At 65.9% G+C, this 24,885-nt stretch carries 23 protein-coding genes and 1 riboswitch; of the genes, 6 read left to right on the top strand and 17 right to left on the bottom strand.

The genetic code is table 11. From position 1 onward, the window contains the following. Window positions 1-4: 4 nt before the first annotated feature. From urtC to urtA, 3 genes are all read right to left on the bottom strand, one after another. Window positions 5-1,141, bottom strand: a complete 1,137-nt coding sequence (gene urtC, locus IF803_RS01355) for an urea ABC transporter permease subunit UrtC (RefSeq protein WP_461191001.1) — start codon at window positions 1,139-1,141, stop codon at window positions 5-7. 17 nt (window positions 1,142-1,158) lie between these two features. After that, window positions 1,159-2,085, bottom strand: a complete 927-nt coding sequence (urtB, locus tag IF803_RS01350) for an urea ABC transporter permease subunit UrtB (RefSeq protein WP_050387161.1) — start codon at window positions 2,083-2,085, stop codon at window positions 1,159-1,161. A gap of 168 nt (window positions 2,086-2,253) precedes the next feature. Beyond that, window positions 2,254-3,516: an urea ABC transporter substrate-binding protein gene (gene urtA, locus IF803_RS01345; protein WP_028345154.1), complete on the bottom strand. Its 1,263-nt coding sequence runs from the start codon at window positions 3,514-3,516 to the stop codon at window positions 2,254-2,256. A 168-nt stretch (window positions 3,517-3,684) separates the two neighbouring features. Here urtA and IF803_RS01340 point away from each other — a divergent pair, with 168 nt between their 5' ends. Further along, window positions 3,685-7,053 (top strand): hybrid sensor histidine kinase/response regulator, encoded by a 3,369-nt coding sequence (locus IF803_RS01340; RefSeq protein WP_461191000.1) that lies wholly within the window; start codon window positions 3,685-3,687, stop codon window positions 7,051-7,053. Beyond that, a complete protein-coding gene (locus IF803_RS01335; protein WP_212054995.1) occupies window positions 7,043-7,969 on the top strand; it encodes a response regulator transcription factor in 927 nt (308 codons plus the stop codon). The genes IF803_RS01340 and IF803_RS01335 overlap by 11 nt, the downstream gene beginning before the upstream one ends. Window positions 7,970-8,022: 53 nt before the next feature. Here the strand turns inward: IF803_RS01335 and IF803_RS01330 are convergent, their stop codons facing one another. Next, the gene (locus tag IF803_RS01330; protein ID WP_411780807.1) at window positions 8,023-9,018 is read right to left on the bottom strand and encodes an AraC family transcriptional regulator; all 996 of its coding nucleotides are present in this window, start codon (window positions 9,016-9,018) and stop codon (window positions 8,023-8,025) included. A gap of 130 nt (window positions 9,019-9,148) precedes the next feature. Between IF803_RS01330 and IF803_RS01325 the strand changes: the two genes are divergently transcribed. The 3 genes from IF803_RS01325 (at window position 9,149) to IF803_RS01315 (ending at window position 10,762) form a co-directional block, all read left to right on the top strand. After that, window positions 9,149-9,685 (top strand): carboxymuconolactone decarboxylase family protein, encoded by a 537-nt coding sequence (locus tag IF803_RS01325; RefSeq protein ID WP_411780806.1) that lies wholly within the window; start codon window positions 9,149-9,151, stop codon window positions 9,683-9,685. A 36-nt stretch (window positions 9,686-9,721) separates the two neighbouring features. Next, complete coding sequence (locus IF803_RS01320; protein WP_050387162.1) at window positions 9,722-10,228, top strand: YkgB family protein; 507 nt, start codon at window positions 9,722-9,724, stop codon at window positions 10,226-10,228. A 342-nt stretch (window positions 10,229-10,570) separates the two neighbouring features. Continuing rightward, entirely contained in the window at window positions 10,571-10,762 is a 192-nt protein-coding gene (locus IF803_RS01315; protein ID WP_038382082.1) for a hypothetical protein, read from the top strand. A gap of 36 nt (window positions 10,763-10,798) precedes the next feature. Here IF803_RS01315 and cobF read toward each other — a convergent pair whose 3' ends face one another. From cobF to cbiE, 6 genes are read right to left on the bottom strand one after another with little or no spacing between them, the layout of a single operon-like run. Continuing rightward, window positions 10,799-11,548 (bottom strand): precorrin-6A synthase (deacetylating), encoded by a 750-nt coding sequence (gene cobF, locus IF803_RS01310; RefSeq protein ID WP_411780805.1) that lies wholly within the window; start codon window positions 11,546-11,548, stop codon window positions 10,799-10,801. A 7-nt stretch (window positions 11,549-11,555) separates the two neighbouring features. Next, window positions 11,556-12,284: a uroporphyrinogen-III C-methyltransferase gene (gene cobA / locus IF803_RS01305; RefSeq protein ID WP_411780804.1), complete on the bottom strand. Its 729-nt coding sequence runs from the start codon at window positions 12,282-12,284 to the stop codon at window positions 11,556-11,558. After that, window positions 12,281-13,591, bottom strand: a complete 1,311-nt coding sequence (locus IF803_RS01300) for a cobyrinate a,c-diamide synthase (RefSeq protein ID WP_411780803.1) — start codon at window positions 13,589-13,591, stop codon at window positions 12,281-12,283. Before IF803_RS01300 ends, cobA begins: the two co-directional genes overlap by 4 nt. Beyond that, complete coding sequence (cobM, locus tag IF803_RS01295; RefSeq protein ID WP_304499545.1) at window positions 13,588-14,385, bottom strand: precorrin-4 C(11)-methyltransferase; 798 nt, start codon at window positions 14,383-14,385, stop codon at window positions 13,588-13,590. Before cobM ends, IF803_RS01300 begins: the two co-directional genes overlap by 4 nt. Next, window positions 14,382-14,750: a cobalamin biosynthesis protein gene (locus IF803_RS01290; protein WP_411780802.1), complete on the bottom strand. Its 369-nt coding sequence runs from the start codon at window positions 14,748-14,750 to the stop codon at window positions 14,382-14,384. The genes cobM and IF803_RS01290 overlap by 4 nt, the downstream gene beginning before the upstream one ends. Then, window positions 14,747-15,928, bottom strand: coding sequence for a precorrin-6y C5,15-methyltransferase (decarboxylating) subunit CbiE (cbiE, locus tag IF803_RS01285; RefSeq protein WP_461190999.1), 1,182 nt, complete (start codon window positions 15,926-15,928; stop codon window positions 14,747-14,749). The genes IF803_RS01290 and cbiE overlap by 4 nt, the downstream gene beginning before the upstream one ends. On the opposite strand from cbiE, the gene IF803_RS01280 reads away from it, so the two are divergent. Next, window positions 15,927-16,676 carry a cobalt-precorrin-6A reductase gene (locus IF803_RS01280; RefSeq protein WP_411780800.1) on the top strand — a complete coding sequence of 250 codons (750 nt, stop codon included), beginning with the start codon at window positions 15,927-15,929 and terminating at the stop codon, window positions 16,674-16,676. The two genes, cbiE and IF803_RS01280, sit on opposite strands and share 2 nt — an antisense overlap. Here IF803_RS01280 and cobJ read toward each other — a convergent pair. Genes cobJ through IF803_RS01245 form a run of 7 tightly spaced genes read right to left on the bottom strand, consistent with a single transcriptional unit; the run spans window position 16,652 to window position 24,559 of the window. Next, window positions 16,652-17,386 carry a precorrin-3B C(17)-methyltransferase gene (cobJ, locus tag IF803_RS01275; RefSeq protein ID WP_411780799.1) on the bottom strand — a complete coding sequence of 245 codons (735 nt, stop codon included), beginning with the start codon at window positions 17,384-17,386 and terminating at the stop codon, window positions 16,652-16,654. The two genes, IF803_RS01280 and cobJ, sit on opposite strands and share 25 nt — an antisense overlap. After that, window positions 17,383-18,114: a precorrin-2 C(20)-methyltransferase gene (locus IF803_RS01270; RefSeq protein ID WP_411780798.1), complete on the bottom strand. Its 732-nt coding sequence runs from the start codon at window positions 18,112-18,114 to the stop codon at window positions 17,383-17,385. Before IF803_RS01270 ends, cobJ begins: the two co-directional genes overlap by 4 nt. A gap of 2 nt (window positions 18,115-18,116) precedes the next feature. Further along, entirely contained in the window at window positions 18,117-18,746 is a 630-nt protein-coding gene (locus tag IF803_RS01265) for a precorrin-8X methylmutase (RefSeq protein ID WP_411780797.1), read from the bottom strand. Continuing rightward, complete coding sequence (cobG, locus tag IF803_RS01260) at window positions 18,746-19,909, bottom strand: precorrin-3B synthase (RefSeq protein ID WP_411780796.1); 1,164 nt, start codon at window positions 19,907-19,909, stop codon at window positions 18,746-18,748. The genes IF803_RS01265 and cobG overlap by 1 nt, the downstream gene beginning before the upstream one ends. After that, window positions 19,906-23,154, bottom strand: coding sequence for a cobaltochelatase subunit CobN (gene cobN, locus IF803_RS01255; RefSeq protein WP_411780795.1), 3,249 nt, complete (start codon window positions 23,152-23,154; stop codon window positions 19,906-19,908). The genes cobG and cobN overlap by 4 nt, the downstream gene beginning before the upstream one ends. Next, window positions 23,154-24,188, bottom strand: a complete 1,035-nt coding sequence (gene cobW / locus IF803_RS01250; protein ID WP_461190998.1) for a cobalamin biosynthesis protein CobW — start codon at window positions 24,186-24,188, stop codon at window positions 23,154-23,156. The genes cobN and cobW overlap by 1 nt, the downstream gene beginning before the upstream one ends. Continuing rightward, window positions 24,185-24,559 (bottom strand): DUF1636 family protein, encoded by a 375-nt coding sequence (locus IF803_RS01245; RefSeq protein ID WP_028331460.1) that lies wholly within the window; start codon window positions 24,557-24,559, stop codon window positions 24,185-24,187. The genes cobW and IF803_RS01245 overlap by 4 nt, the downstream gene beginning before the upstream one ends. A gap of 94 nt (window positions 24,560-24,653) precedes the next feature. Next, window positions 24,654-24,868: riboswitch (cobalamin riboswitch) on the bottom strand. Between the last annotated feature and the right edge of the window lie 17 nt (window positions 24,869-24,885).

Genomic DNA, 24,885 nt, shown 5'->3' with positions numbered 1-24,885 from the left:
CTCCTCACTCGGCCGGTGCGCCGTCGGCGATCAAGCCGGCCGCCGATTTCGATTTGCGTGATGCCAACAGGCGATCGATGCGCGGCTGGATGTGGTCCGCCCAGATGCCGGACAGCCCGTTCGGGAAGGCGAGCACGACCGCGATGAATAGCGCGCCGAGACCGAACAGCCAGAGCTGCGGAAAGGACTCCGAGAGGCTGGTCTTGGCGAAATTGACCAACAGCGCGCCCCAGACCGCGCCGAAGATCGACATCCGGCCGCCGACCGCGGTGTAGATCACCATCTCGATCGACGGCACGATGCCGACGAAGGACGGCGACATGAAGCCGACCTCGAGCGTGAACATGGCGCCGCCGATCGCAGCGAACACCGCCGCGGCGCAGAACGCGAAGATCTTGAAGTTGGCGACGCTGTAACCGGAGAAGCGCACGCGATCCTCCTGCTCTCTCATCGCCACCAGGATGCGCCCGAGTTTTGTCAGGCGGATGAACTGCGCGGCGCAGATGCAGCCGAACAACAATACCACCTCCACGAAGTACAGGACGTACTTGGCGTGATCGGTCCGGATATCCCAGCCATGCAGCGTCCGCAGGTCGGTGATCCCGTTGATGCCGCCGGTGTAACCCTGCTGACCCACAATCAGGATGGTCATGATCGCGGCGATCGCCTGCGTGATGATCGCGAAATAGACGCCGCCGACCCGGCGCTTGAACATCGCAGCGCCGATGATGAAGGAGAAGATCGCCGGCACCAGGATGATCGCGATCAGCGCTACCGGGAAGCTGTGGAACGGCTTCCAGAAGAAAGGCAGCGAGGTGAGCTGGTTCCAATCCATGAAATCAGGGATGCCCGGCGTCGACTGGATCTTGGTGTTCGCGACCGAAGACGCCTCGAGCTTGAGGTACATCGCCATGCAGTAGCCGCCGAGGCCGAAGAACACGCCCTGCCCCAGGCTCAGGATGCCGCCATAGCCCCAGCACAGCACGAGGCCGATCCCGACGAAGGCATAGGTCAAATATTTGGCGACCAGGTTGAGGCGGAAGATATCGAGCGACAGCGGCAGGATGAGAAACAGCAGCACCGCGAGCGCAAGGAAGCCGAGCAGTTCGGAGCGATTGAAAAAGCGCGAGTTGATGATCATGACCAGCCTGCTTGTTCTTATTTGCGGACCTTGAGCGCGAAGAGCCCCTGCGGACGCACCATCAGGATCGCGACGATCGTCAGCAGCGTGATCACTTTGGCCATCGATCCCGACAGGAAGAATTCCAGCGTCGATTGGGTCTGCGAGATCGAGAAGGCGGAGGCGATGGTGCCGAACAGCGAAGCGGCGCCGCCGAACACGACGACCAGGAAGGTGTCGACGATGTAGAGCTGGCCGGCGGTCGGTCCGGTCGAGCCGATCATGGTGAAGGCAGAGCCGGCGATCCCGGCGATGCCGCAACCCAGGCCAAAAGTGTAACGATCGACCTTCTCGGTATTGATGCCGACGGCGCCTGCCATCACGCGGTTCTGCACCACGGCGCGTACCTGCTTGCCCCAGCTCGACCAGAACAGCACGTAGGCGACCGCGATCGTGATCAGGATGGTCAGCGCCATCACGAACATTCCGTTGATCGGGATCTGAATGGAGTCGGTCGCCTGCCAGGAGCCCATCATCCATTCCGGCAGTTCGACGCCGACCTCGCGCGCGCCGAAGATCGAGCGGTAAGCCTGTTGCAGGATCAGGCTAAGACCCCAGGTCGCCAGCAGCGTGTCGAGCGGACGCTTGTAGAGATGGCGTATCAGCGCCCACTCGACCAGCATGCCGAGCGCGCCGGAGGCGATGAACGCCAGGATCATCGCGATGAAGAAGTAACCGGGGAACAGCCAAGGCGCGACGTGCTGCACGGCGTTCGACGTCATCCAGGTGACGTAGGCCCCGAGAATCATGAACTCGCCGTGGGCCATGTTGATGACGCCCATCTGGCCGAAGATGATAGCAAGCCCCAGCGCCATCAGCACATAGACGGAGAACAGGATGAGCCCGGCAAATCCCTGCATCGCAAGGATGGCGCCGAGATCGCTGATCGAATAGTCGCCGAACATGATGTCCTCCAGTCCAAGGGGCACGCGCCGCCGGTCAAGCGACGCTCGTTCCGTGGCGCGGACGACGACGTCCACGCCGCGATGCGTTGTGGAGCTTCGTAGCCCGGGTGAGCGGGTGCGATACCCGGGACGGTCCCGCATATCGCTCCGCTCATGCGGGCTACTGGCTCACTGGTATCCCTTGGGGAACGGATCCGGCTCGACGAGATCGGCGGTCTCGTAGATCAGCTCGTACTGTCCATCGGCCTTGGCGCGCCCGACGCGGGTCTTCGACCACAGATGATGGTTCTCGTGGATCCGGACGTAACCTTCCGGCGCGCCCTTGAACTCGACGCCGGGCGACGCCGCCGCGATCTTGTCGATGTCGAAGGAGCCGGCCTTCTCCACTGTCAACTTCCACAGCCACGGGCCGAGATAGGCGGCCTGGGTGACGTCTCCGATCACGGTCTTCTCGCCCCACATCTTCTTGAAGGCGGGCACGAAGGCCTTGTTGTTCGGATTGTCGAGCGACTGGAAGTACTTCATGCAGGCATAGGCGCCGGCGATGTTCTCGCCGCCGATACCGTCGATCTCGTCCTCGGTGACCGAGATCGTGAGCAGCGTCTGCTTGGACAGGTCGATGCCGGCCGCCTTGAGCTGCTTGTAGAAGGCGACGTTGGAACCGCCGACGATGATCGCGTAGATCACGTCCGGCTTGGTCAGCTTGATCTTGTTGATGACCGAGTTGAACTGGGTCGAGCCGAGCGGGAAGTATTCCTCACCGACCACCTTGCAGCCTTGCAGATGGTTCTCGATGTGCTTGCGCGCGATCTTGTTCGAGGTGCGCGGCCAGATGTAGTCCGAGCCGAGCAGGTAGAAGCTCTTGGCGCCCTTGGTCTTGTTGACCCAGTCGAGACCGGCGATGATCTGCTGGGTCGCCTCCTGGCCGGTGTAGATGACGTTCTTGGACTGCTCGAGGCCTTCATAGAAGGTCGGGTAGTACAGCATGCCGTTGTACTGCTCGAACACCGGCAGCACCGCCTTGCGCGAGGCCGAGGTCCAGCAGCCCATCACGGCCGCGCATTTGTCGTTGACCAGCAGCTTCTTGGCCTTTTCCGCGAAGGTCGGCCAGTCGCTGGCGCCGTCCTCCTGGATGAACTTGATCTTGCGGCCGAGCACGCCGCCGGCGGCGTTGATCTGCTCGATCGCGAGCTTCTCGGCCTCGACCGACCCGGTCTCGGAGATCGCCATGGTGCCGGTCACCGAATGCAGGATGCCAACCGTGACCTCGCTATCGGTGACTGCAAGACCGGTGGTATTGACCGCAGAGGTTGCAGGAACGTCGGCAAATGCGGGACGGCCGAGCATCGACATGGCCGGCAAAGCGGCCATTCCCATCAAGAGCTTGCGGCGGAGCGGAGACGGCAGTCCTGGTTTTGTATCGTCTGACATGAGCACCCCATTGGTTCGAGAACGCTTATTGATGAGGCTAGGATTGCTCACTTTTGTGCAGCGCACTGATACGTGAGATCGCGTATACTGCACCGCAAAATAGCGACGTAGGTTTTTGGTACGGGATTTGCCCGCGATCAGCGCATCGTGGACCAGGAGTTGAAACGAGTGGCAGGGCGGCAGCGGATAGACCGCGTCAGGCGCCAATACAATCAATGGGTCGCCAACCAGACGCTGGAAGACTACGCGCTGCGCTTCACCGCCAAGAGCGCGCGGCGCTGGTCCGCCGCCCGGGTCGCCAACACCGCGCTCGGCGCAATCTCGTTCCTTGCGCTGGAGGCGATCGGCGGCACCATCACGCTGAACTACGGCGCAATGAACGCCTCCGCCGCGATCCTGGTGGTCAGCGTCATCATCTTCCTCTGCGGACTTCCGATCGCCTACCATGCCGCGAAAAGCGGCATCGACATCGATCTGCTGACCCGCGGCGCCGGCTTCGGCTATATCGGCTCGACCATCACCTCGCTGATCTACGCCTCCTTCACCTTCATCTTCTTCGCGATCGAGGCGGTGATCCTGGCCAGCGCGCTCGACATGTGCTTCGGCATCCCGCGGCCGATCGGCTATCTGATCAGCGCGGTCGTGATCATTCCGCTGGTGATCTACGGCATCACGCTGATCAGCCGCTTCCAGCTCTGGACCCAGCCGCTGTGGGTCATCCTCCACATCATGCCGTTCGCGGCGATCGCCTGGGCCAATCCGCATTCGTTCACCGAGTGGCGCAAATTCGCCGGCGATCACGGCGATCCCGCAGGGAGTCTCGATCTGCTGCTGTTCGGCACCGCGGCCTCCGTGGTATTCGCGCTGGTGGCGCAGATCGGTGAGCAGGTCGACTTCCTGCGCTTTCTGCCGCGCGACCGCCGCACCTCGCGCAAGGCCTGGTGGATCGCGCTGCTGAGCGCCGGTCCCGGCTGGATCGTGCTCGGCGCGCTCAAGCTGCTGGCCGGCTCGTTCCTCGCCTTCTTCGCGCTCAGCCACGGCGTCTCGGCCGAACATGCGGCCGAGCCCGCCAACATGTACCTCGAGGCGTTCCGCTACGTGCTGTCACAGCCGGATCTGGCGATGGCACTGACCGGGACGTTCGTGATCCTGTCGCAGGTCAAGATCAACGTCACCAACGCCTATGCCGGCTCGATCGCCTGGTCGAACTTCTTCTCCCGCCTCACCCACTCGCATCCCGGCCGCGTGGTGTGGCTGGTGTTCAACGTCGTCGTCGCGCTGCTGCTGATGGAGATCGGCGTCTACAAGGCGCTGGAGCAGACGCTTGCGCTTTACTCCAACGTCGCGATCGCCTGGGTCGGCGCGCTGGTGGCCGATCTCGTCATCAACAAGCCGCTGGGCTTGCGGCCGCAGCACATCGAGTTCAAGCGCGCCCATCTCTGCGATATCAATCCGGTCGGCGTCGGCGCGATGACGATCGCCACCGTGGTCTCGATCAGCGCGTTCTACGGCCTGTTCGGTCCGACCGCGAAGGCGCTGTCGGCCTTCGTTGCGCTTGCGGTCGCCTTCGTCACGGCTCCCCTCATTGCCTGGGCCACCGACGGCAAGTACTACATCGCCCGCAAGCCGAAGCGGAGCTGGCAGAACATCGAATCGATCCAGTGCTGTATCTGCGAGCATGCGTTCGAGCCCGAGGACATGGCTTCCTGCCCCGCTTATGCCGGCCCGATCTGCTCGCTGTGCTGCTCGCTCGACGCACGCTGCCACGACCTCTGCAAGCCGCATGGACGGATCGGCGCGCAGGTGTCGGATGCGCTGGGCAAGGTGATGCCGCAACCGATCTACGCCCGCATCAACTCGCAGCTCGGCCATTACCTCGGCGTGTTCGCGGTCTCGGCCGGCCGCGTGGCGCTGGTGCTCGGCCTGATCTACCTGCAGACCACCGCCGCCGTGCATGCCAACGAATTGCTGGCCGACGTGCTGTGGAAGGTATTCTTCGCGCTGACTCTGATCATCGGCGTCGTCGCCTGGCTGTTCGTGCTGGCGCAACAAAGCCGGCGCGCCGCGGAAGCGGAAACACGCCGGCAGACCACGCTGCTGATCCAGGAGATCGACGCCCACAAGCGCACCGACGCCGAACTGCAGCGCGCCAAGGAGGTCGCGGAGTCAGCCAATCTCGCCAAGAGCCGGTACGTCGTGGGCCTCAGCCATGAGCTGCGCTCGCCGCTGAATGCGATCTCCGGCTACGCGCAATTGCTGGAGCAGGACGACAGCCTGCAGGTGCGGCCGCGCGAGCAAGTGCGGGTCGTCCGCCGCAGCGCCGATCATCTCTCGGGGCTGATCGACGGCATCCTCGATATCTCCAAGATCGAGGCCGGCCGCCTCTACCTGTCGCGCGACGAGGTGCGGCTGAACGATTTCCTCGAGCAACTGGTCGGCATGTTCCGCCTGCAGGCGGCAGCCAAGGGCATCGACTTCGTGTTCAAACGGCCGGCCGTGCTGCCGGTCGTGGTCTATGCCGACGAGAAGCGGCTGCGGCAGATCCTGATCAACCTGCTGTCGAATGCGATCAAGTTCACGCAATCCGGCCAGGTGCAGTTCGTGGTGCATTACCGCAGTCCGGTCGCTGAGTTCGAGGTGATCGATACCGGACCCGGCATCCAGCCCGACGATCTCGAGCGGATCTTCGCCCCGTTCGAGCGCGGCGCGCTTGGCGTCACCCAGCCGCAGACCGGCACCGGGCTTGGCCTGACCATCAGCCGCCTGCTCGCAGGTGTGATGGGCGGCGACATCAAGGTTTTGAGCACGGTCGGCACCGGCAGCACGTTCCGCGTCAAGCTGCTGCTGTCGGAGGTCACCAATCCGCGGCGCGATGCGCCGGTCGATGCTCCCGTGTACGGCTATCACGGTCCGCGCAAGACCATCCTGATCACGGACGACGACCCGACCCACCGCGACCTCCTGCGCGAGATCCTGACGCCGCTCGGCTTCATCCTGCTCAGCGCGCCAGACGGACCAGGCTGTCTTGCCCTCGCGCAGCATTGCCGGCCGGACCTGTTCCTGCTCGATATCTCGATGGCGGGCATGGACGGCTGGACGGTCGCCGAAACCTTGCGCGCCGAAGGCCATCACCAGGCCCGCATCCTGATGATCTCGGCCAGCGCGCTGGAGGCCCATGGCGCGCCGCTGGCGCAACCATTCCATGACGGATACCTGATGAAGCCGATCGACATTCCGCGGCTGCTCGAGACCATCCGCCAGTTGCTCAAGATCGAGTGGCAGTATGAGGCCGAGCCGGCTGCGCCCCCGCAATGGAAGCCCGAGAGTGGTTCGCGGCCGCCGGTGAAATATGTCGAAGAGCTGATCAGCCTCGGCCAGCTCGGCTATGTCAGGGCGATCCAGCTCAAGCTCGACGAGATCGGCAATGAGTGTCCCGAACATGCCGACTTCGTCGGCCAGATGCGCACGCTGATCGACCGGTTCGATCTCGATCAATATATGGCGACGTTGAAGACATTGCACAGCTATGACCATTGAACAGAAGAAGCGCGATGTTGCGCTCGTCGTCGACGACTCGCCCGAGACGTTGCGGCTGCTGACCGACGCGCTCGACGGCGCCGGCATGACCGTGATGGTCGCGCTCGACGGCGCCTCGGCGATGCGCATCGTCGACCAGATCACGCCCGATATCGTGCTGCTCGATGCCGTGATGCCCGGCATGGACGGTTTCGAGACCTGCCGGCGGCTGAAGCGCGACGCAGGGCTCGACGGCGTGCCGATCATCTTCATGACGGGCCTCGCCGAAACCGAGCACATCGTGCGCGGGCTGGAGGCCGGCGGCGTCGACTATGTCACGAAGCCGATCGTGGTCGAGGAGATGCTGGCGCGCATCCGGGTCCATCTCGCCAATGCGCGGATGACGCAGAGCGCCCGCGCGGCGCTCGACGTCTCCGGCCGCTATCTGCTCGCCGTGAACAGCGCCGGCGCGCTGCTGTGGGCGACGCCGCAGGCACAGCGACTGCTGTCGGATACGCTCGCCGACGCCGCCGACAATTTCGCGCTGCCGGATCCGATGCCGCAATGGCTCGAGCAGGCGCAGAAGGGCGGCACGGGAAAGAAGACGGCGACCGTGGCGTCATTCCCCGGCAACGAACAGCTTCGGCTGCAATATATGGGCAAGCTCGGGCCCAACGAATTCCTATTGCGGCTCGCCAAGGACACCAGCGGCGACATGCCGGCCGAGTTCTCCAGCGAGCTCGGCCTGACCACCCGCGAGGGCGAGGTGCTGTCCTGGCTCTCCAAGGGCAAGACCAACCGCGACATCGCGCAGATCCTCGGCCTCAGCCCGCGCACGGTCGACAAGCACCTCGAGCAGATCTACGCCAAGCTCGGGGTCGAGAACCGCACCGCCGCCGCCGCGATCGCGGTCAACGCCAGGCATCGCAAGTCTTGATCGAGCGCACTCCGCGCCTCCCGCACCGAGACGTGAGCGAGGCACGGGGGACGCTACGCATCCACAGTCGGCGAACTGCCTTTCCGATCAGCCGGTGCAGCAGGTCCCAGCGACACCTCCTGTTCCGGCGGCTGCGATTTGCGCCACTGCGCCGGCGTCACGCCCATGTGGTTTTTGAAGGCCCGCTGAAAGGCGGCCTCCGATTGATACCCGACCATCTCTGCGACAGCGCCGGTCGAAAGCGATGATCCCTTCAACTCGTTCGCCGCAAGCGTCATCCTGACATCGGTGAGCAGATCGCTGGCCGATCGCCCGAGCTTGTCCTGGAACTGCCGCGCCAGCGTGGCGCGCGACATGTTGCAAAGCCGTGCGAGCTCCGGCAGCGACCACGCACGCGCGGGCTCCTTGAACATGGCGGCCACGGCCGGCGCGAGCCTGGGATCACCGACCAGGGCGAGAAGTCCCCGTGACGTTGCATCGGTCTCGCTCGCAAGCCGCAGCACAAGCGCGAACATTGCCGTGGACAGCGCATTCAGCATGGCGTGGCCGCCCAGATGATCGTCGGCCGTTTCGCTGCGCATCAACGACACGAGCCCGGCGAGCTGCGCAGCCGTTCCCTTTCCCGCACGCGCGCCGGCATGCACGACAAGACGCGGCGGAAGATAATTGCGCAACAGGCGGTCGTGCGGGGGTGCAATCGCGAAGTGCCCGCACAACAGGTCAAGCCGTTCGTCCGATCCGAGGTTTTCGCTGATCGTGAAATTCTCCGCCGCCCGGTTGCGCGCCGGCAGCGGTGTCGCGCCGCTTCCGTCGTGCATCACGTGTCGCGGGTTGCCGGGAAGCAGGAGGATGTCGCCGGGCTTCAGCAGCAACGGCCGTCCGCCCGCGGCGTCGTCCAGGATCGCCGAGCCGGCAAGCACCGCATGATAGGGGATCTCGTTGGTTAGGCCCGGTCCCTGCTCGATACGCCAGGGCACGCTGTAGCTGCAGCGCAAGTCGAGCCGCCCGCGCACCGGCATCATCTCGAACAGCCGGCTGAGCCAATCCATGGCCAATCCCCCTGAAGCAGCGCATGAGACGATTGAGCATATAAACGAACAATATGAACATTCAATGTCTCAAACCTCGATCCTATTGTCACTCCGCAATCGTTCACCACCCCGAACAAGGAGTGCCACCATGTCTCGTCTCTCAACTCCCAATCTCGAAACCGATACCGGCCCGTCGGGCCAGGTCTACGCCCAGATCAAGAAGGCGATCGGCGCCGTGCCGAACACCTACGCGGCGATCGCGGCCCACGGTCCGGCCGCGCTCAAGTCGATCCTTGCGGCCGATGCCGTCCTGACTGGCGGCAGCCTGCCCCGGCGCGACCTGGAGATCGTCAAGCTCGTCATCAGCGCCGCCGGCGGCTGCGATTATTGTGTCGCCGCGCACTCGCATCTCGCCAGGCTCGCCGGCGTGAATGCGGATGTGCTCAAGCAGATCCGCGAGGGCGAGCCGACCGGTGACGCCAAGGGCGATGCGCTCGTGCATTTCGTCCGCAAGCTCGCGCAGTCGAGCGGCACCGTCAGCGACGAGGATTTCGCCGCGATCAAGTCCGCCGGCTACAGCGACGCGCAGCTGGTCGAGATCAGCCTGGCGTTTGCGACCACGGTCTTCACCAACGTCTTCAACCGCATCAACGACACCGACATCGACTTCCCGGCAGTCGCGTGAAGCGACCGAGCGATGTCACGCGAAAGGATCACGACCATGACCACGCTTGCCAATACCACACAAAATCCGCTTGTCCGCGCGCTCGACAGGTCCGGCCTGCTGGCGGAGGATCTCGACTATCACGTCGTCCGGGCCGCTATGGTGATCATGTTCCTGTTCTTCGGCTACCAGAAGTGGTTTCCGTACGAATTCGAACGGCTGGTCCCGTTCATCAGCAACGGGCCGCTGATCTGGTGGCTCTATCCAGCGTTCGGCCACGCCGGCGCCAGCTACTTCCTTGGCGCCTCTGAGTGGACGTTCGGTTCTCTGCTGCTCGCGGGCTTCTGGGACAAGCGGCTCGGCGTGCTCGGCGCCCTCGGCTCGACCGGCACCTTCATCGCGACGGTCACCATCATTCCGTTCATGCCTGATGGCTGGGACGTTGCCGCCGGTGGCTTCCCCGCGATGACCGGCAACGTGCCCTTCCTGATGAAGGACGTCGTGCTGCTCGCCGTCTCGCTCTACCTGCTGAGGCAGGACGTGGTTCGTCTGATCAGGCAATAGCTGCTCGCGATTGATCGCCGGTGGGCCTCGGGCGTGCCGGCGATCGCGCATGGGACTGAGCAGACGCAGCATCTCTCGAACACAGCGACATGGCAGTCATTATTGTTGCGGGGGTCCGGCAGTCATTGCTCTTTAAGGCCGAGCCATAACCCCTTGCCGAACTTGCACAATGCGTTGAAAATCGGCCGCCCGCTCCGCGCAATCGGCTGCACTGCCGCCCGCTCGACGACGACGCACCGCCGCTTCCATGCACGAATGATCCGTCGCTCCGCGGCCATGAACATAGTTCCGCCGCGCGGTCTGCGCTAAAAAGCAGCGCCGGTGTTGTTCTGGGGTGAGTTGATGAAGAAGGACGACGTCACATGCCCGCGCTGCGGGGCCGGATTCCGACGCCTTGAGCTGGCGTCCGGATCTGGAAGCAAGGGCGAGTATCGCTGCCCGGTTTGCGAGACGACCCTCGAGCAGTTCGATGGCGACAGGCTCGTCGCCTACCGCCTGACCATCCAACCTTCGATTCGCGGATTGAAGACCTAGCAGCCGTCTGCACAGAATGCCGGAGCAAAATCCGGATCACGATTTCCGCTTCAGGACATAGCTGTCCATGATCCAGCCGTGCCGCTCACGTGCCTCGCGTCGCGCGGCAACGATGCGAGGGCCGACCTCCGCCAGTTCTCCCGCCATGATGATTTGATCGGGCATGCCGAGATAGGCGCCCCACCAGATTTGCAGCCCGGAAGGATCCAGCGTCTGGAAGGCGGCGCCGCCGTCGAGCATCACGACCACGGTGTCGACGCCGGGCGGCCAGCCGCCCTCGCGCAGCCGTCGGCCGGTCGTCACGAGGAACGGCTCGCCGATCTCATTGAGCGGCAGCGCATGCGCCGCGCACAGGGCCTGGATCGACGTGATGCCCGGGATCACCTCGATCGATGGCAACGGATCGAGCCGGCGCGCAATCCGCAGGCTCGAATCGTAGAGCGAGGGATCGCCCCAGATCAGCAGGGCGACGCGTCCCTCTCTGCCTGGGTTGCGCGCGATTTCCTGCGACCACGCCGCAGCGATCGCATCGTGCCAATCGTCCACACCCTTGCGATAATCCTCTTCGCCGGCGTCACGCACCGGCAGGTCGAACTCGGCAATGCGTGTGCGGTCATTGCTCAACGCTTCCGCGCAGATCGTTCGACGCAACTCGGCGAGATCCGACTTCGCCGTCCCCTTGCGCGGGATCAGGATCAGGTCGGAGGCATTGATCGCGGCGGTCGCAGCGAAAGTGAGCTGCCGGGGATCACCACAACCGATGCCGATCAGGGACAGCGTCAACATGGCCGCGTCACCCTCGTTCCGGCGCCAGCGCACCGAACAGAATAACGGCAGCCGCCGTGGCCGCGCCGGCATGCGTGAGCTGTTCGGCCAGCGCTGCGATCGTGGTGCGAAGCAGCCGCTCGTCCGCGTGGCCGAGCGATTCCGCCAGCAGCGCGGGGGTGTCGGGCGCGAGGCCGTGCGCGATCAGCCTTGCGGCCAATGCCGGGAAGGTCCGCCGCCCCATATAGACGACGGTGGTCGCTTCCGGATCGGCCAGCGCCGCCCAGTTCAGGTCCGCAGGCAATTCGCCCGTCACATCGGCGCCGGTCACAAACTGGACCCGGCGCGAGGTCAGCCGTCGCGTCAGCGGAATGCCGGCCTGCGCGGCGGCAACCGAGGCCGAGGTCACGCCGGGAATGATCTCGTAGCCGATGCCGGCCGCGCGCAGCGCTTCGACCTCCTCCTCGAGCCGTCCAAAAATGCCGGCGTCGCCGGATTTCAGCCGCACCACTCGCACGCCGGCGGCGGCGTAATCGACCAGCAGCCGGCTGACATGGTGCTGCTTCGCCGACAGGCGGCCGGCGCGCTTGCCGACCGCGACGAGATTGGCGCCGGAGCGCGCGAGATCGAGGATCGCGCCCGAGGCAAGATCGTCATAGAGCACCACGTCGGCCTCGCGCAGCCGCGCGGCGCCTTTCACTGTCAGGAGCTCGGGATCGCCGGGACCTGCCGAGACGAAGGAAACGAATCCGCTCACCGGTCCTCCGCAATCAGATGGAAGAATGTACCCGTCGCACAGCCGCGCCGCGATCCGGTCTCCGCAACGATCGTACCGGTCGCATCGCGCACCACCGCGAGCGGCGTGTCGGGCTGCGCGATGATTGTCGAATAATGAAACTCGTGGCCGCGCAAGCGTGCGCCCGGGCCGTGGCCGGGCATCGGTGCGGCAAGCTCGGCGAGCCGGTAGCCCAGATGCATGCGGCGCTTGGCATAGCTCGTCTCAAGGCCGAGCAATCCCGCCATCTCATGGCGCACGCCGTCGGCATCGGTCAACGCGGCGCCCAGCACCATGTAGCCCCCGCATTCACCGTGCACCGGCCGCATCTCGGCGAAGGTGCGGAGCCGCCCGAGAAATTGCCCGTTGGCTGCAAGCCGGCCGGCATGCAGTTCGGGATAGCCGCCGGGCAGCCAGCACACATCGGCGTCCGGATCGGGGCCTTCGTCGGCAAGCGGCGAGAACGTCACGATCTCTGCGCCGGCCGCGCGCCAGGCTTCCAGCATGTGAGGATAGACAAAGGAGAACGCCGCGTCGCGTGCGAGCGCGATGCGCTGACCGGGCGGCGTGATGTCCAGGCTGCGCACGGCTGATTGCGGCGACCAGACCTTGGCCGATATCAGCACGGCGTCGAGATCAACATGTTCGGCGACGAAGCGTGCGGCTTCGTCAATCAGACCGTCGATTTGAGCCTGCTCTTCGGCCTGTACCAGGCCGAGGTGACGCTTCGGCAAGGCGATCTCGGCGTGGCGCGGCAGCGATCCCAATACCGGAATGCCCGCGCCGGCCATGGCATTGCGCACCAGGGCTTCATGCCGCGCGCTCGCGACGCGATTGAGGACGACGCCGGCAAGCTGCACACCGGCGCGAAAATCACGCAATCCCGCCGCGACCGCCGCCGCGGTCTGCGCCTGACCGGAGGGATCGATCACCAGCAGCACCGGCCACCCCATCATTTCGGCGATGTCGGCAGTGGCGCCGGTCCCCGAGACGCCACGCGCGGCGACGCCGTCGAACAGTCCCATCGAGCCTTCCGCCAGCACGAGATCGGCATCCGCGCCGCGGCCTGCCAGATGCACGATCGCTTCGCGCGCCATCGCCCAGCTATCGATGTTGACCGACGCGCGTCCCGTGGCGACCGCGTGAAAGGCGGGATCGATGTAATCAGGCCCGCTCTTGAGGCATTGCACCTTGAGACCACGATTGCGATAGGCGCGCGCCAACGCCAGGGTCAGCGTCGTCTTGCCGACACCGGATGCCGGCGCAGAGATGACGAGCCCCGCGGTCATTGCGATGATTCCGGCGACGATTCCGGAAAGCGCGGCGCCGCCCCGACCGGACGGTAGCGGCGGTCGTAGTCGGCTGCATAGAGACGGCTCTCGGCGAATTCGTCCGCGCCGAGCGTCTTGCCGACCAGAATGAGCGCAGTGCGTTCGAGCTCGGGGCCCACGGCACTATCGAGCGTCGCGAGCGTGGCGCGCATGATGCGCTGGTCCGGCCAGCTCGCGCGCCAGACGATCGCAACCGGGCAATCCGCGCCATAGTGCGGCGTGAGCTCGGCCATGACCTTGTCGAGCAGATGGATCGAAAGATGGATCGCCAGCACCGCGCCGGTCGCAGCAAACGCTGCGAGTGTCTCACCATCAGGCATCGCGCTCGCCCGGCCCGGCGTGCGTGTCAGCACCACCGATTGCGCAAGGCCCGGCAGCGTGAGCTCGGCCTCCAGCGCCGCCGCGGCCGCCGAGAAGGCCGGCACCCCGGGCGTGACCGAATAGGGAATCTGCAACGCGCGCAGCCGGCGCAGCTGCTCGCCCATCGCCGACCAGATCGAGAGATCGCCGGAATGCAGCCGCGCGACATCCTTGCCCTCCGCATGCGCGGCAGCGATCTCGGCGATGATTTCGTCGAGCGAGAGCGGCGCGGTGTTGACGATGCGCGCATCCGGCGGGCAATGCGCCAGAACACCTGACGGCACCAGCGATCCGGCATAGAGACAAACCGGGCACGAGGCGATGAGATCGCGCCCGCGCAGGGTCAGCAAATCGGCAGCGCCGGGTCCTGCGCCGATGAAATGCACCGTCATTCGCCGTCTCCTTCCGCGATCGCCGCAACGGCCATCCGATCCTGTGACGCAGCCCTGACCGAGATCAGGCGCGCACCGCGCCCTGCCGCAGCGATCGCCGCAGCCTGGGCGACCGAACCTGTTCCGAATCTCGCCTTGATGATTTCGGACTGTGTCGCGGTTTGTATCTCGGCCAATATCCCGGCAGAAATGCCGCGGACTGGCAGTCCCAGTTCCTGGGCCAGCGCCTTCAATGCCGCCGCATCGGCCTTGTCACTCACCGTTGCAATTGCCGCAAGGCCGTCGGACCCGCCGGCCGCGTCGAGTGCGTCGCGCAAGGACGCGACGCTTGCATTGCGTCTGAATCCGAGACCAGCGACCTTCATCGGAGCGCGCTCCATTGCACGATCGGCCGCGCGGCTTTCCAGGCGCGATAGCGGCCCAATGGCTCGGCCTGCGCGATCTCGAGGCGCATCAACTCCCCGCCATGACGCTGGTGCAGATCGGAGAGCAGCGCCTCGGTCTCCAGGGTCACCGCATGCGCGACCAGTCGCGTTCCCGGCGCGATCCGTGACCAGATCGCATCGAACATCGTGGCGTCGAGGCCGCCACCGATGAACACGGCATCAGGCCTCGCGAGGTCCGATAAAGCGCCGGGCGCCTCGCCTTCGATGATGGTGATCCGATGCGCCAGGCCGAAGCTCGCCGCATTGCTGCGGATGTTGGCGGCGCGTTCGCTGCGGGCTTCGACGGCGATCGCCGTCCCTCCACACAGCGCCCATTCGATCGAGATCGAGCCCGAGCCCGCGCCGACATCCCACAGCCGCTCACCGGGCCGCGGCGCAAGCGCCGACAGCGCAAGCGCGCGGACCGGCCGCTTTGTCAGTTGCCCGTCATGCACAAAGAGCGCATCGGCAAGACCCGAGCTGCGTGCGATCCCTTGTCCTCCCTTCGCCTCCAACGCAACCGTGACGAGGCTGTCGCCCGAATCCTCCACATAATTGTCGGCGCGATGCTGCGTGATGGATTCACGCGGTCCGCCAAGCGCCGCAAGCGTCCATATTGCCGACGCCCCCCAACCACGCTCCGTCAGCCAGCGCGCGAGATCGGACCCCGCCTTGCCGTCGCGCAGCAGGCAGATGATCCGCGCATCGCGTACGAGATGCGGCAACAGCCGCTCGAACGGTGCGGCATGAAGACCGAGACAGACAGCGTTCTCGATACGCCAGCCCAAACGAGCCGCCGCCAGTGAGAACGTTGACGGCGCGGAGTGCGCGACCCATTCGCCGGGCTGCAGCTTCTCGACAAGGCTTCCGCCGGCGCCATGCCAGAACGGATCGCCCGACGCGAGCACCACCGTCGGACGACCCCGGCATTCAAGCACGACGTTCGCATCGAACGGAACCGGCCAGGCACGGCCGCGGTCGGTGATGCCGGCGAGCGCGAGGTGCCGCTCGCCACCGAAAACCGTTTCGGCTTCGGAAAGCGCGTTTCGGCTTGCATCGGAGATGCCGGCAAGGCCATGTTCGCCGATGCCGATGATGGTCAACCAGGGATTACCCATGATGCGCGCCCTGATCCTGGGCGGAACGACCGACGCCAATTTGCTTGCCGTCGCGACCGCGCGCGCGGGCATCGACGCAGTCTATTCCTATGGCGGCCGCACCCGCGCGCCGGCCGACCAACCGTTGCCGGTCCGCAGCGGTGGTTTCGGCGGCGTCAGCGGTCTTGCCGATTATCTGCGTCGCGAAGCCATCACGCATGTGATCGATGCGACGCATCCCTTCGCGGCCGAGATGAGCCGCAACGCGATCGCTGCGTGTGCGCAAACCACAACGCCCCTGATCGCGCTTGAGCGCGCGCCCTGGGACAAAACCTCCGGCGATCGCTGGATCGAGGTCGCGGACGTCGTATCCGCGGTCGCTACCTTGCCGGACAGCCGCGCCAACGTGTTCCTCGCGATCGGCCGCCAGCACATCGCGCCGTTCGGCACTCGGCCTCAACATGCCTATACGTTGCGTTTCGTCGACCCGCCCGAGCAAGCGCTGCCATTGCCCGATGCCGAAATCATCGTGTCGCGCGGCCCCTTCACGCTCGAGGGCGAGCTCGAGATGATGCGCGCGCGTCGCATCGAATGGATCGTCGCCCGCAACTCCGGCGGAACCGGCGCGCGCGCCAAGGTCGACGCTGCCCGCGTGCTCGGCCTTCCCGTCATCATGATCACGCGGCCACTGCTGCCCGAGAGGCCGCGGGTGGAAAGCGTGAGCGAGGTGATGCAATGGCTCGGTCATCGAACCTGCCTCGGCGCATAGACCCAGCGGCCGACCCGCCGGGTCGCCGAATTGCCGACGATCACGAGCGTCCGCATGTCGGCCATCTCTGGCCTTGCGTCGCGCAGCTCGACCGTCTCGATCCGCTGCTCGGGCGTGCTGACGGCGCGCGCGAAAATCACGATGCGCTCGTGACAGCCCGCTTCTTTCAAAATCTCGAGCGTCCGTGCAAAGCCTTCCGGCCGGCTGGCCGAGCGCGGATTGTACATCGCGATCGCGAAATCCGCTTCGGCCGCAAGCCGCAGGCGCTTCTCGATCAGCGGCCATGGCTTGAGATTGTCAGAGAGGTTGATCGCGCAGAAATCATGACCGAGCGGCGCGCCGGCGCTTGCCGCCGCCGCCAGCATCGCCGTCACGCCGGGCAGAACGCGAATCGGCAGGTCGCGCCATTGCGGCGTGTCCTCCAGCGCCTCGAACACGGCGGATGCCATCGCGAACACGCCGGGATCGCCAGAGGACACCACGACGACGTGGCCCCCTTCCGACGCAAGCCGCAACGCATCAGCGGCGCGCTGCAACTCCACGCGATTGTCCGAGGGATGCAGCGTGAGCCCGGCGCGCGGCGGCACGCGCGTCACATAGGGCGCATAGCCGACGATGTCGGTCGCAGCCGCGAGCGCAGCAGAGACCTCCGGCGTGATCAGCGCCTCATCGCCCGGTCCGAGCCCCGCGATGGTCAGCGTGCCGGTCATTGCGCGGCCTCCCTGCGCCGCCCCTGCCCGTGCACCAGCACGATCGCAAAATACGGACACTCGGCCTCGCCGACATCCGCAAGCTGGGCGACGCGCTGATCCGGCATGGTGCCGCGTTCGACGAGCCACGCATCATCGAGGCGCCCCGCGGAAGCCAACGCGCGGCGAATCTTCGGAAGATTACGACCGGTCTTCATCACGACCAGCGCGTCGGAGCTGTGCATCCGCTCGGCGAGCTCCGGCTCCGGCAGCGTCCCCATCAGAACGGTCGTCACATCGTCGGCGAGCGCAATCGGCTGACCCACCGAATTCCAGCAGCCGACCATGCCGGGAATACCGGCGATCACCTCGATCTCGACACGCCCCTGCAGCCGCGCATGCAGATGCATGAACGAGCCATAGAAATAGGGATCGCCCTCGCAGAGCACGACGATGTCGATCGCGCGCGCAAATCGCGCCAGGCGCTCGGCCCATTCGTCATAGAAGTCGGCCAGCAGCCGCGCGTAGTCCGGACTGTCGAACGCGATTTCCGTGGTGACCGGATATTCCATCGGATATTCGCTGACGTCAGCGACGAGCAAGCCTTCGACAATGCGGCGCGCCTGACCCGGTTGGCCCTTCTTGCGGAAATAAGCGACATGCTTCGCGGCACGCACCATGCGGTCGGCGCGCACGCTCATCAGGTCCGGATCGCCTGGGCCGAGGCCGCAGCAGATGATGCGTCCCATCGCTATTCGCTCCGGCTCGCCAGCGCATTGACGGCGGCAACCGTGATCGCCGAACCACCAAGCCGTCCCTCGACAGTCAGCGCCGGCACCGGGGGCTCAGCCATCAATGCCGCCTTGGATTCCGCCGCGCCGACAAAGCCGACCGGACAGCCGATGATCGCCGCCGGCCTTGGGCAATCGGGATCCTCCAGCATGTTGAGCAGATGGAACAGCGCCGTCGGCGCGTTGCCGATCGCAACGATGGCGCCGCCCAGATGCGGCCGCCACAGCTCGAGCGCCGCCGCGGAGCGCGTGTTGCGCATCGATTGCGCAAGCGCGGGAACCTTGACATCGCCCAGCGTGCAGATGACCGCATTACGGGCCGGCAGCCGCGCGCGCGTAATTCCTTCCGACACCATGCGCGCGTCGCAGAGGATCGGCGCGCCCTCCTGCAAGGCGGCTCGCGCGCACGCAGCCATGCCTGATGTGAAGCGCACATGCGCTTCCAGGCCCACCATGCCGGCGGCATGGATCATGCGCACGACCACCGGCTCTTCGTCTGGTGTGAAGCGGGCAAGGTCGGCCTCGGAGCGGATGGTGGCAAAGGACTGGCGATAGATCGTCGCGCCGTCGGTTTCGTAGACGTGCGGCATCAATGGCCTCCCGTCAGCACGGAGGGATTTGCGACGAGGTACGAACTGGTCAGCCCTCGGATGACCGGCGCATCCCGCGTCGTGCCGCGGCGGATCAGGTCAAAGCCGTCGTTTGTCGCAACGAGGGTGACATCCGCAGAACCGGAATGGGCACAGCCCTTGGCGCAGCCGGAGACGTGAAGCCGCGCATCGGGTGGGATATGCCGCGCGAGCGCCGACGCCAGCACGCGCGTATCGGCATGCGCCTCGCCGCAGCGCGGTGCGCCACTGCAGGCGACCACGCGCAGCCTGGGATCACCGGCATCAGTCACGAGGTCCGCCCCATGGGGCATCTCGCGCATCCCCTCCACCAGCATCATCCGCCACGGCGTCACGCGAAGTGCTGGTGCACTCCCGGCAAGATCGCTGAGCGTCTGGTGCGGCATCTGCCCGAAGGCGACGCCAACCATCGCGCCCGTCGGATAGAGGCCAGGCGCAGGGTCCGCCGATCGAGCCACGGGCTCGACATCACCGCGAAGTGTCTCCGGAACGCTCGCACCGCCGGCGAGATGAGCCGCCATCCGCTTTTTCTCACCCCTGACTCCGCCGGAAGCGACGAACCACTCGGCCAGCGCCAGCGCCGCCTGCACAGCCTCGCTCCGCGTGACCGAAAGCCCGCGCTGTGCGCCATCGGCCCGCACCAGCAGTCCGCCGCCGCGATCGCGCTCGATCCTGACGTCGGCGGACGCACTAGTCAGCATCCGCGCATCGCCATCATCGATTGCGAAGCCGAACTTGGTTGGAAGATCAAGCGAGGAACTGGCAAGCACCTGCTCAAGCTCGGTCGCAAGCGAGCGCGTCTCGTCGGCGGCAGTCCAGAACGGCGTCACCAGAATGTTGCGCTGCGCTTCGGTATTCGAGTCTGTGTCCAGCAACCCGAGCTCAGCGAGCCCATCGACCAGGGACGGATAAGCTTCATCGCTGACGCCGCGAATCTGGAGATTGGCGCGGCTGGTCAAGTCGATCAGTCCGTTGCCGTATCGCGCCGCCAGCTCGGCGATTCCCGCACCCTGCGCCGCGTCGAGCCGTCCGGCGCGCGGGCGAATGCGCACCACGAGGCCATCGCCTGATAGCATCGGCCGCAGCGCGCCGGGACACCAACCCTTGACCGCAACCGCGCTCATGAGGCCTCCTGCAGCGCAGCCGCAATCGAATTGCGCCGCGTTTGCCACAGCGACGCCTCATGCAACCTCGTGAAGCAGGTTTCGATCGCCGCCAGCGCCGCCGGATTCTCGCGCGCCATGAAGCCGCGAACCTCGTCATTGCCGAGCGTCGCTCCGTAGTAGAGATCGAACAGATGCGCCGGCACCGCGCCGGCGAGATGGGCGAACGCCGCCATGTGCTCCAGCGTCGCCGAGATCTCGGCGGCACCACGGAAGCCATGGCGCATCATGCCGGCGATCCATGCAGGGTTGGCCGCGCGTGCCCGCACCACGCGTGAGATTTCCTCGGTCAACGCGCGGGCATGCGGCTGATCCGGCCGCGTCGCATCGAGGTGATAGAGCGACGGAACTTTTGTGCCAAGGCGCCGGGCCGCCGCCGCGATGCCCGCCTCGTGCGCGGCATAGTCCGCCGCCAGCAACAGATCGGTCTCCGGCAAATCCTGGGTATGAACAAAACTGTCCGCAGCCGCGAGCCGCGCCTCGATGCCGGCGCGATCGGGCCGCATCTCGCCGTCGGATGCGAGAGCCCACGACGATGCCGACAGCCAGGCTTCGCCGGCCGCCTCGCGCGCCTCCTTGGTGAAGACATCCGGCATCGACGCGATGCCAACGCCATAATGTCCGGGGCGCGGACCGAACACGCGCGAGATGCGTTGCCGGTAAGGATTCTCGTCTGCCTCATCGCAGCGTTCGGACAACGCCTCCGCCGCAGCTTCGAACAACTGGGCCAACCCTGAAAAGACGTCGCGGAACAGCCCCGACACGCGCAGCGTGACGTCGATGCGCGGCCGGCCGAGCTCCGCCGGCGCGATGATGTCGTAGCCCGACACCCGGCCTGATCCATGATCCCAGCGCGGCGCGATGCCCGCGAGGTGCAGGGCCATCGCAAAATCCTCGCCGGCGGTGCGCATCGTCGACGAGCCCCAGAGGTCGACCACGAGTCCTTTCGGCCAGTCGCCGTCATCCTGCAAATGACGGCGCAGCAGCTCTTCGGCGAGCTTCACGCCCTGCGCATGCGCCGACGGCGTGGGCACCGCGCGCGGATCGACGGCAAACAGATTGCGTCCGGTCGGCAGCACGTCGCGGCGTCCGCGATAGGGCGAGCCCGACGGCCCCGGCGCCACGCGCCGTCCCGCGAGCGCATCGCGCAGCGCCGCCCTCTCCGCTTCGCCGCACGCGCCCTGCCCGAATATATGCAGGCCGTCGCCGAACTGGCTTTCCTTGAGGTCGCAGACGAAACGATCGATCTGCGGAATGGCCTCGGCTGCGGAGACCGACTCGGCGAGACCGAGATCGTCTTCCAGCCCGGCGATGCGCGCTTCGTCGCGAATCGCGGCGATCAGGCGCTGCCGCCGCGCCGGATCGAGGCCGTCGGCAGTCGAATACTCATCGAGCAAGCGCTCGAGACTGCGCAGGCCTTCCGGCACTGCGGCCTGTGCCAGTGGCGGGGGCAGATGTCCGATCGTCACGGCACCGATCCGGCGCTTGGCCTGCGCGGCCTCGCCGGGATCGTTGACGATGAAGGGATAGACAACAGGCAGATCGCCGATCAGCGCCTCCGGCCAGCATGCGGACGACAGCGCAACCGACTTCCCCGGTAGCCATTCCAGCGTTCCATGCGCGCCGATGTGGACGACGGCATCGATGCCTTGCCGCCTGAGCCACAGATAGAACGCGACATAGGCGTGACGCGGCGTGCGCGCCAGATCGTGATAGTCGGCGTCGCGCTGCCCCACCTCACCGCGCTCCGGCTGAACGGCAATGACCGATTTGCCGCAGCAGATCGCCGCGAAATGAAATGCGCCGTCACGGCAATCGGGATCATCCTCCGGCGCGCCCCATGCGCGGCTGAGATCGTCCTGCAGTTGTTGCGGAAGGCCGGAAAGCGCGGCGCGATAGTCGGCGACCTTCCACGTCAAATTCCTGCGCAAAAGAATGTCGCCCAGCGACTCCACCGGCTCAAGGTCAAATCCCGCGGCCGCGAGATCTGTCAGCAACGCCTCGACCGAGGCAAGCGCATCGAGGCCGACGGCATGCGCGATCTGATGCGGACGGCCCGGATAGTTCGAGAGCACCAGCGCAAGCCGCTTCTCCTGTTCCGGCTTGCCGGCAAGCCGATGCCAGGCGGCCACGCGTGCGGCAATTGCAGCGACGCGCTCGGCATCCGGCCGATGCGCAAGATGCGCGAATTGCAGCTCGGGATCGCGCTCACCAGGCGATTTGAAGCTCACGACGCCTGTGAACAGGCGGCCGTCGACCTCCGGCAGCACCACATGCATCGCGAGATCGCCAGGCGACAGACCGCGCAGCGATCCGGCCCAATCCTCGCGCCGCGCGGTCGACAAAGCGACCTGGAACACCGGGCACGATGCAGCGTCGAACGGCGTCGTGCCGTCGTCGCCGGCCGCGGAGAACGCGGTCGCATTGACGATGGCCGCTGGAGCGCATTGCGCAAACTGAACGCGCAGCCAATCGGACACGCCCGCCGCCTTCAACGAAGTGACGAACACGCCATGAGCATCAAAGCCCCTCTCACGCAATGCATCGATCAGTGCATCGACCGGCGCCGTGTCACCGGCCGCGAGATAAGAACGATAAAACGTCACCAGCACGCGCGCCCGGCCGTCCGGTGCCGGCAACGCCGCGATGGCACCGCGCCGGGGATCGTAGACGCCGATCTCGGGAAGATCGATCTCGCCGACCACAGGCCCGGCATAGAGTCCGGACGCCAGCGCCAGTTGCGCGATCACGGCCTGCGCGGCAACCGGGCCGCCCTTGTCGCACAGCACCTTGAGACGGCGCAGCGTCGAGACCGGCAAGGTCGAGAATTCATCCAGCCGCAGATCGTCGCGGCCATCGGCCGGCAGCACCACCAGGGCGATGCCGCGCTCCTTCGCCAGCCGATGCACCGCGGCCAGCCCGTACGACCAATAGGGCTCGCCGCCGATCAGCCGCACCAGAATGCCGCGGGCGTGCGAGAGCGTCCGCTCGATATAGGTATCCACCGACAGCGGATGGCGCAGCTCCGCGAGATTGCCGAGCCGCAGCGACGGCAACGCAGCGCGGCCGCGCCGCCAGCCGGCCGCGAAGGCAGCAAGATCGCTGTCGGAAAACGACAACACCACGAGATCGGCCGGATCCTGGCCGAGGTCCCTTGGCGTCGCGGTCTCCTCAAGGCCGCGGCTCTCGCGGAAGACGACGTGCATCAAACACCAAGCCGTGCCCTGATCGCGGCTTCGTCGATGTCGGCATGTTCGCCGATCACGACAAGCTTCGACTGCCGCGCCCGGGCGCCCCAGGGCATGTCGAACTGATGCCGCACCCGCTCGCCGACCGATTGCACCAGCAGCCGCATCGGCTTGCCTTCGACCGCGATATAGCCCTTGGCGCGCAGCACATTCTGCTCGCGCGCCAGTCCCTTGATCGAGGCGACCAGCGCGTCGACATCCGAAACTTCCGGAAGATCGATCACGACGGAATTGAAATCGTCGTGCTCGTGTTCCTCCTCGCCATCGTGATGCGACGGCCGCGACGCGAGATCGTTCTCCGCCGCCGCTTCGAGCCCGAGGATCACGCGCGCGTCGATCGTGCCGTCGACGACGGGCAGCATCGGCACCTCGCGCGGCATCTCGGCCGCGATCACCTCTTTCGCTGCCTTGATCCCCTCCGCCCCGGCGAGATCCGCCTTGGTCAGCAGCACGATATCGGCACAGGCGATCTGGTCCTCGAACACTTCCGACAGCGGCGTCTCGTGGTCGAGATTGTCGTCCGCTGCGCGCTGCGCATCCACCGCGGCCGGGTCAGGCGCAAAACGGCCGGCCGCAACGGCCTCGGCGTCGGCGAGCGCGATCACGCCGTCGACCGTGATCCGCGAGCGGATCTCCGGCCAGTCGAACGCTTTCAGCAGCGGCTTCGGCAGGGCGAGCCCTGAGGTCTCGATCACGATGTGATCGGGCTTCACGTTCCGCGCCAGCAACTGCTCCATCGCCGGGATGAAATCGTCGGCGACGGTGCAGCAAATGCAGCCATTGGCGAGCTCGACGATGTTCTCGGCCGGACAATTGGCGTCGGCGCACGACTTCAGGATGTCGCCGTCGACGCCTTCGCTGCCGAATTCGTTGACCAGCACCGCGAGCTTCTTGCCGTTGGCATTGCGGATCAGATGCTGGATCAGCGTCGTCTTGCCGGAGCCGAGAAAGCCGGTCACGACCGTGACAGGAATTTTGGCGAGCGTGGTCATTCTGCGGCCTCCGGCACGACGGGAAGAGGTGGAATGCGGGCGAGCGATTGCTTGCGGAAGATTTCCGGACGGCTGCGCCACGGCACGATGCCGTCGGGCGCCGCCGCATAGGCGGAGGCACCGGCGATCACATCCGCGGCATTATCGGCGGACAGTCGGCCGTAGACATAGGACCATCGCCCCGGCGCGCTGAGCGCGACCGAGCAACCCTGGCTGCAGGCCGACAGGCATGCGACGGGAACCAGATTGACGTCATCGGGCACGCCGGCCTCGACAAGCGCGGCATGCAGGCGCGCACCGGGCGCGAGCTCACCTTCCGCCGGCGTCTGGCCGGCGCGGCAGGTGATGCAGACATGAAGTGTAACGCTCATCGCCCTTCCTGGATTGACAGCGGGAAGCGATGAGGCACACGAACCGATTTTGGACAGGTTCGTTCCCCGTCGCGGAACACCCCGTCCGCCGGTTTCACAACATGCTGCGTTGGCAGGTCTCCCGGCTTGCGGAGCAGGTTTTACCCTTCGATGCCCACCTTCCCGACTCCGTATGGAATCAGTGGCTTGGGCATCTCTCCGGTCACGGTCGCGGGGGCGGCTGCGCTTCGGGCGAACCTTGCGGTCATCTCCCTATCGCATTCCCTGTTCGCCTGTCGTAGGACAGGAACCAACGCGGACGCACCATTCGTCCAAGCCTCGCACTT

This window comes from Bradyrhizobium sp. UFLA06-06 (assembly GCF_054820065.1).
This window is presented reverse-complemented; position numbering and strand designations above follow the sequence as displayed.

Excerpts from the sequence above, each read along its gene's own strand:
- cobG (WP_411780796.1), bottom strand. The coding sequence starts at position 19,909 with ATGAGCGCGGTTGCGGTCAAGGGTTGGTGTCCCGGCGCGCTGCGGCCG.
- urtC (WP_461191001.1), bottom strand. The coding sequence starts at position 1,141 with ATGATCATCAACTCGCGCTTTTTCAATCGCTCCGAACTGCTCGGCTTC.
- cobN (WP_411780795.1), bottom strand. The coding sequence starts at position 23,154 with ATGCACGTCGTCTTCCGCGAGAGCCGCGGCCTTGAGGAGACCGCGACG.
- urtA (WP_028345154.1), bottom strand. The coding sequence starts at position 3,516 with ATGTCAGACGATACAAAACCAGGACTGCCGTCTCCGCTCCGCCGCAAG.
- IF803_RS01330 (WP_411780807.1), bottom strand. The coding sequence starts at position 9,018 with ATGGATTGGCTCAGCCGGCTGTTCGAGATGATGCCGGTGCGCGGGCGG.
- IF803_RS01325 (WP_411780806.1), top strand. The coding sequence starts at position 9,149 with ATGTCTCGTCTCTCAACTCCCAATCTCGAAACCGATACCGGCCCGTCG.
- urtB (WP_050387161.1), bottom strand. The coding sequence starts at position 2,085 with ATGTTCGGCGACTATTCGATCAGCGATCTCGGCGCCATCCTTGCGATG.
- IF803_RS01280 (WP_411780800.1), top strand. The coding sequence starts at position 15,927 with ATGATGCGCGCCCTGATCCTGGGCGGAACGACCGACGCCAATTTGCTT.
- cobJ (WP_411780799.1), bottom strand. The coding sequence starts at position 17,386 with ATGACCGGCACGCTGACCATCGCGGGGCTCGGACCGGGCGATGAGGCG.
- IF803_RS01320 (WP_050387162.1), top strand. The coding sequence starts at position 9,722 with ATGACCACGCTTGCCAATACCACACAAAATCCGCTTGTCCGCGCGCTC.
- cobW (WP_461190998.1), bottom strand. The coding sequence starts at position 24,188 with ATGACCACGCTCGCCAAAATTCCTGTCACGGTCGTGACCGGCTTTCTC.
- IF803_RS01270 (WP_411780798.1), bottom strand. The coding sequence starts at position 18,114 with ATGGGACGCATCATCTGCTGCGGCCTCGGCCCAGGCGATCCGGACCTG.
- IF803_RS01335 (WP_212054995.1), top strand. The coding sequence starts at position 7,043 with ATGACCATTGAACAGAAGAAGCGCGATGTTGCGCTCGTCGTCGACGAC.
- cobF (WP_411780805.1), bottom strand. The coding sequence starts at position 11,548 with ATGTTGACGCTGTCCCTGATCGGCATCGGTTGTGGTGATCCCCGGCAG.
- cobM (WP_304499545.1), bottom strand. The coding sequence starts at position 14,385 with ATGACGGTGCATTTCATCGGCGCAGGACCCGGCGCTGCCGATTTGCTG.
- IF803_RS01290 (WP_411780802.1), bottom strand. The coding sequence starts at position 14,750 with ATGAAGGTCGCTGGTCTCGGATTCAGACGCAATGCAAGCGTCGCGTCC.
- IF803_RS01300 (WP_411780803.1), bottom strand. The coding sequence starts at position 13,591 with ATGACCGCGGGGCTCGTCATCTCTGCGCCGGCATCCGGTGTCGGCAAG.
- cbiE (WP_461190999.1), bottom strand. The coding sequence starts at position 15,928 with ATGGGTAATCCCTGGTTGACCATCATCGGCATCGGCGAACATGGCCTT.
- IF803_RS01315 (WP_038382082.1), top strand. The coding sequence starts at position 10,571 with ATGAAGAAGGACGACGTCACATGCCCGCGCTGCGGGGCCGGATTCCGA.
- IF803_RS01245 (WP_028331460.1), bottom strand. The coding sequence starts at position 24,559 with ATGAGCGTTACACTTCATGTCTGCATCACCTGCCGCGCCGGCCAGACG.
- IF803_RS01265 (WP_411780797.1), bottom strand. The coding sequence starts at position 18,746 with ATGCCGCACGTCTACGAAACCGACGGCGCGACGATCTATCGCCAGTCC.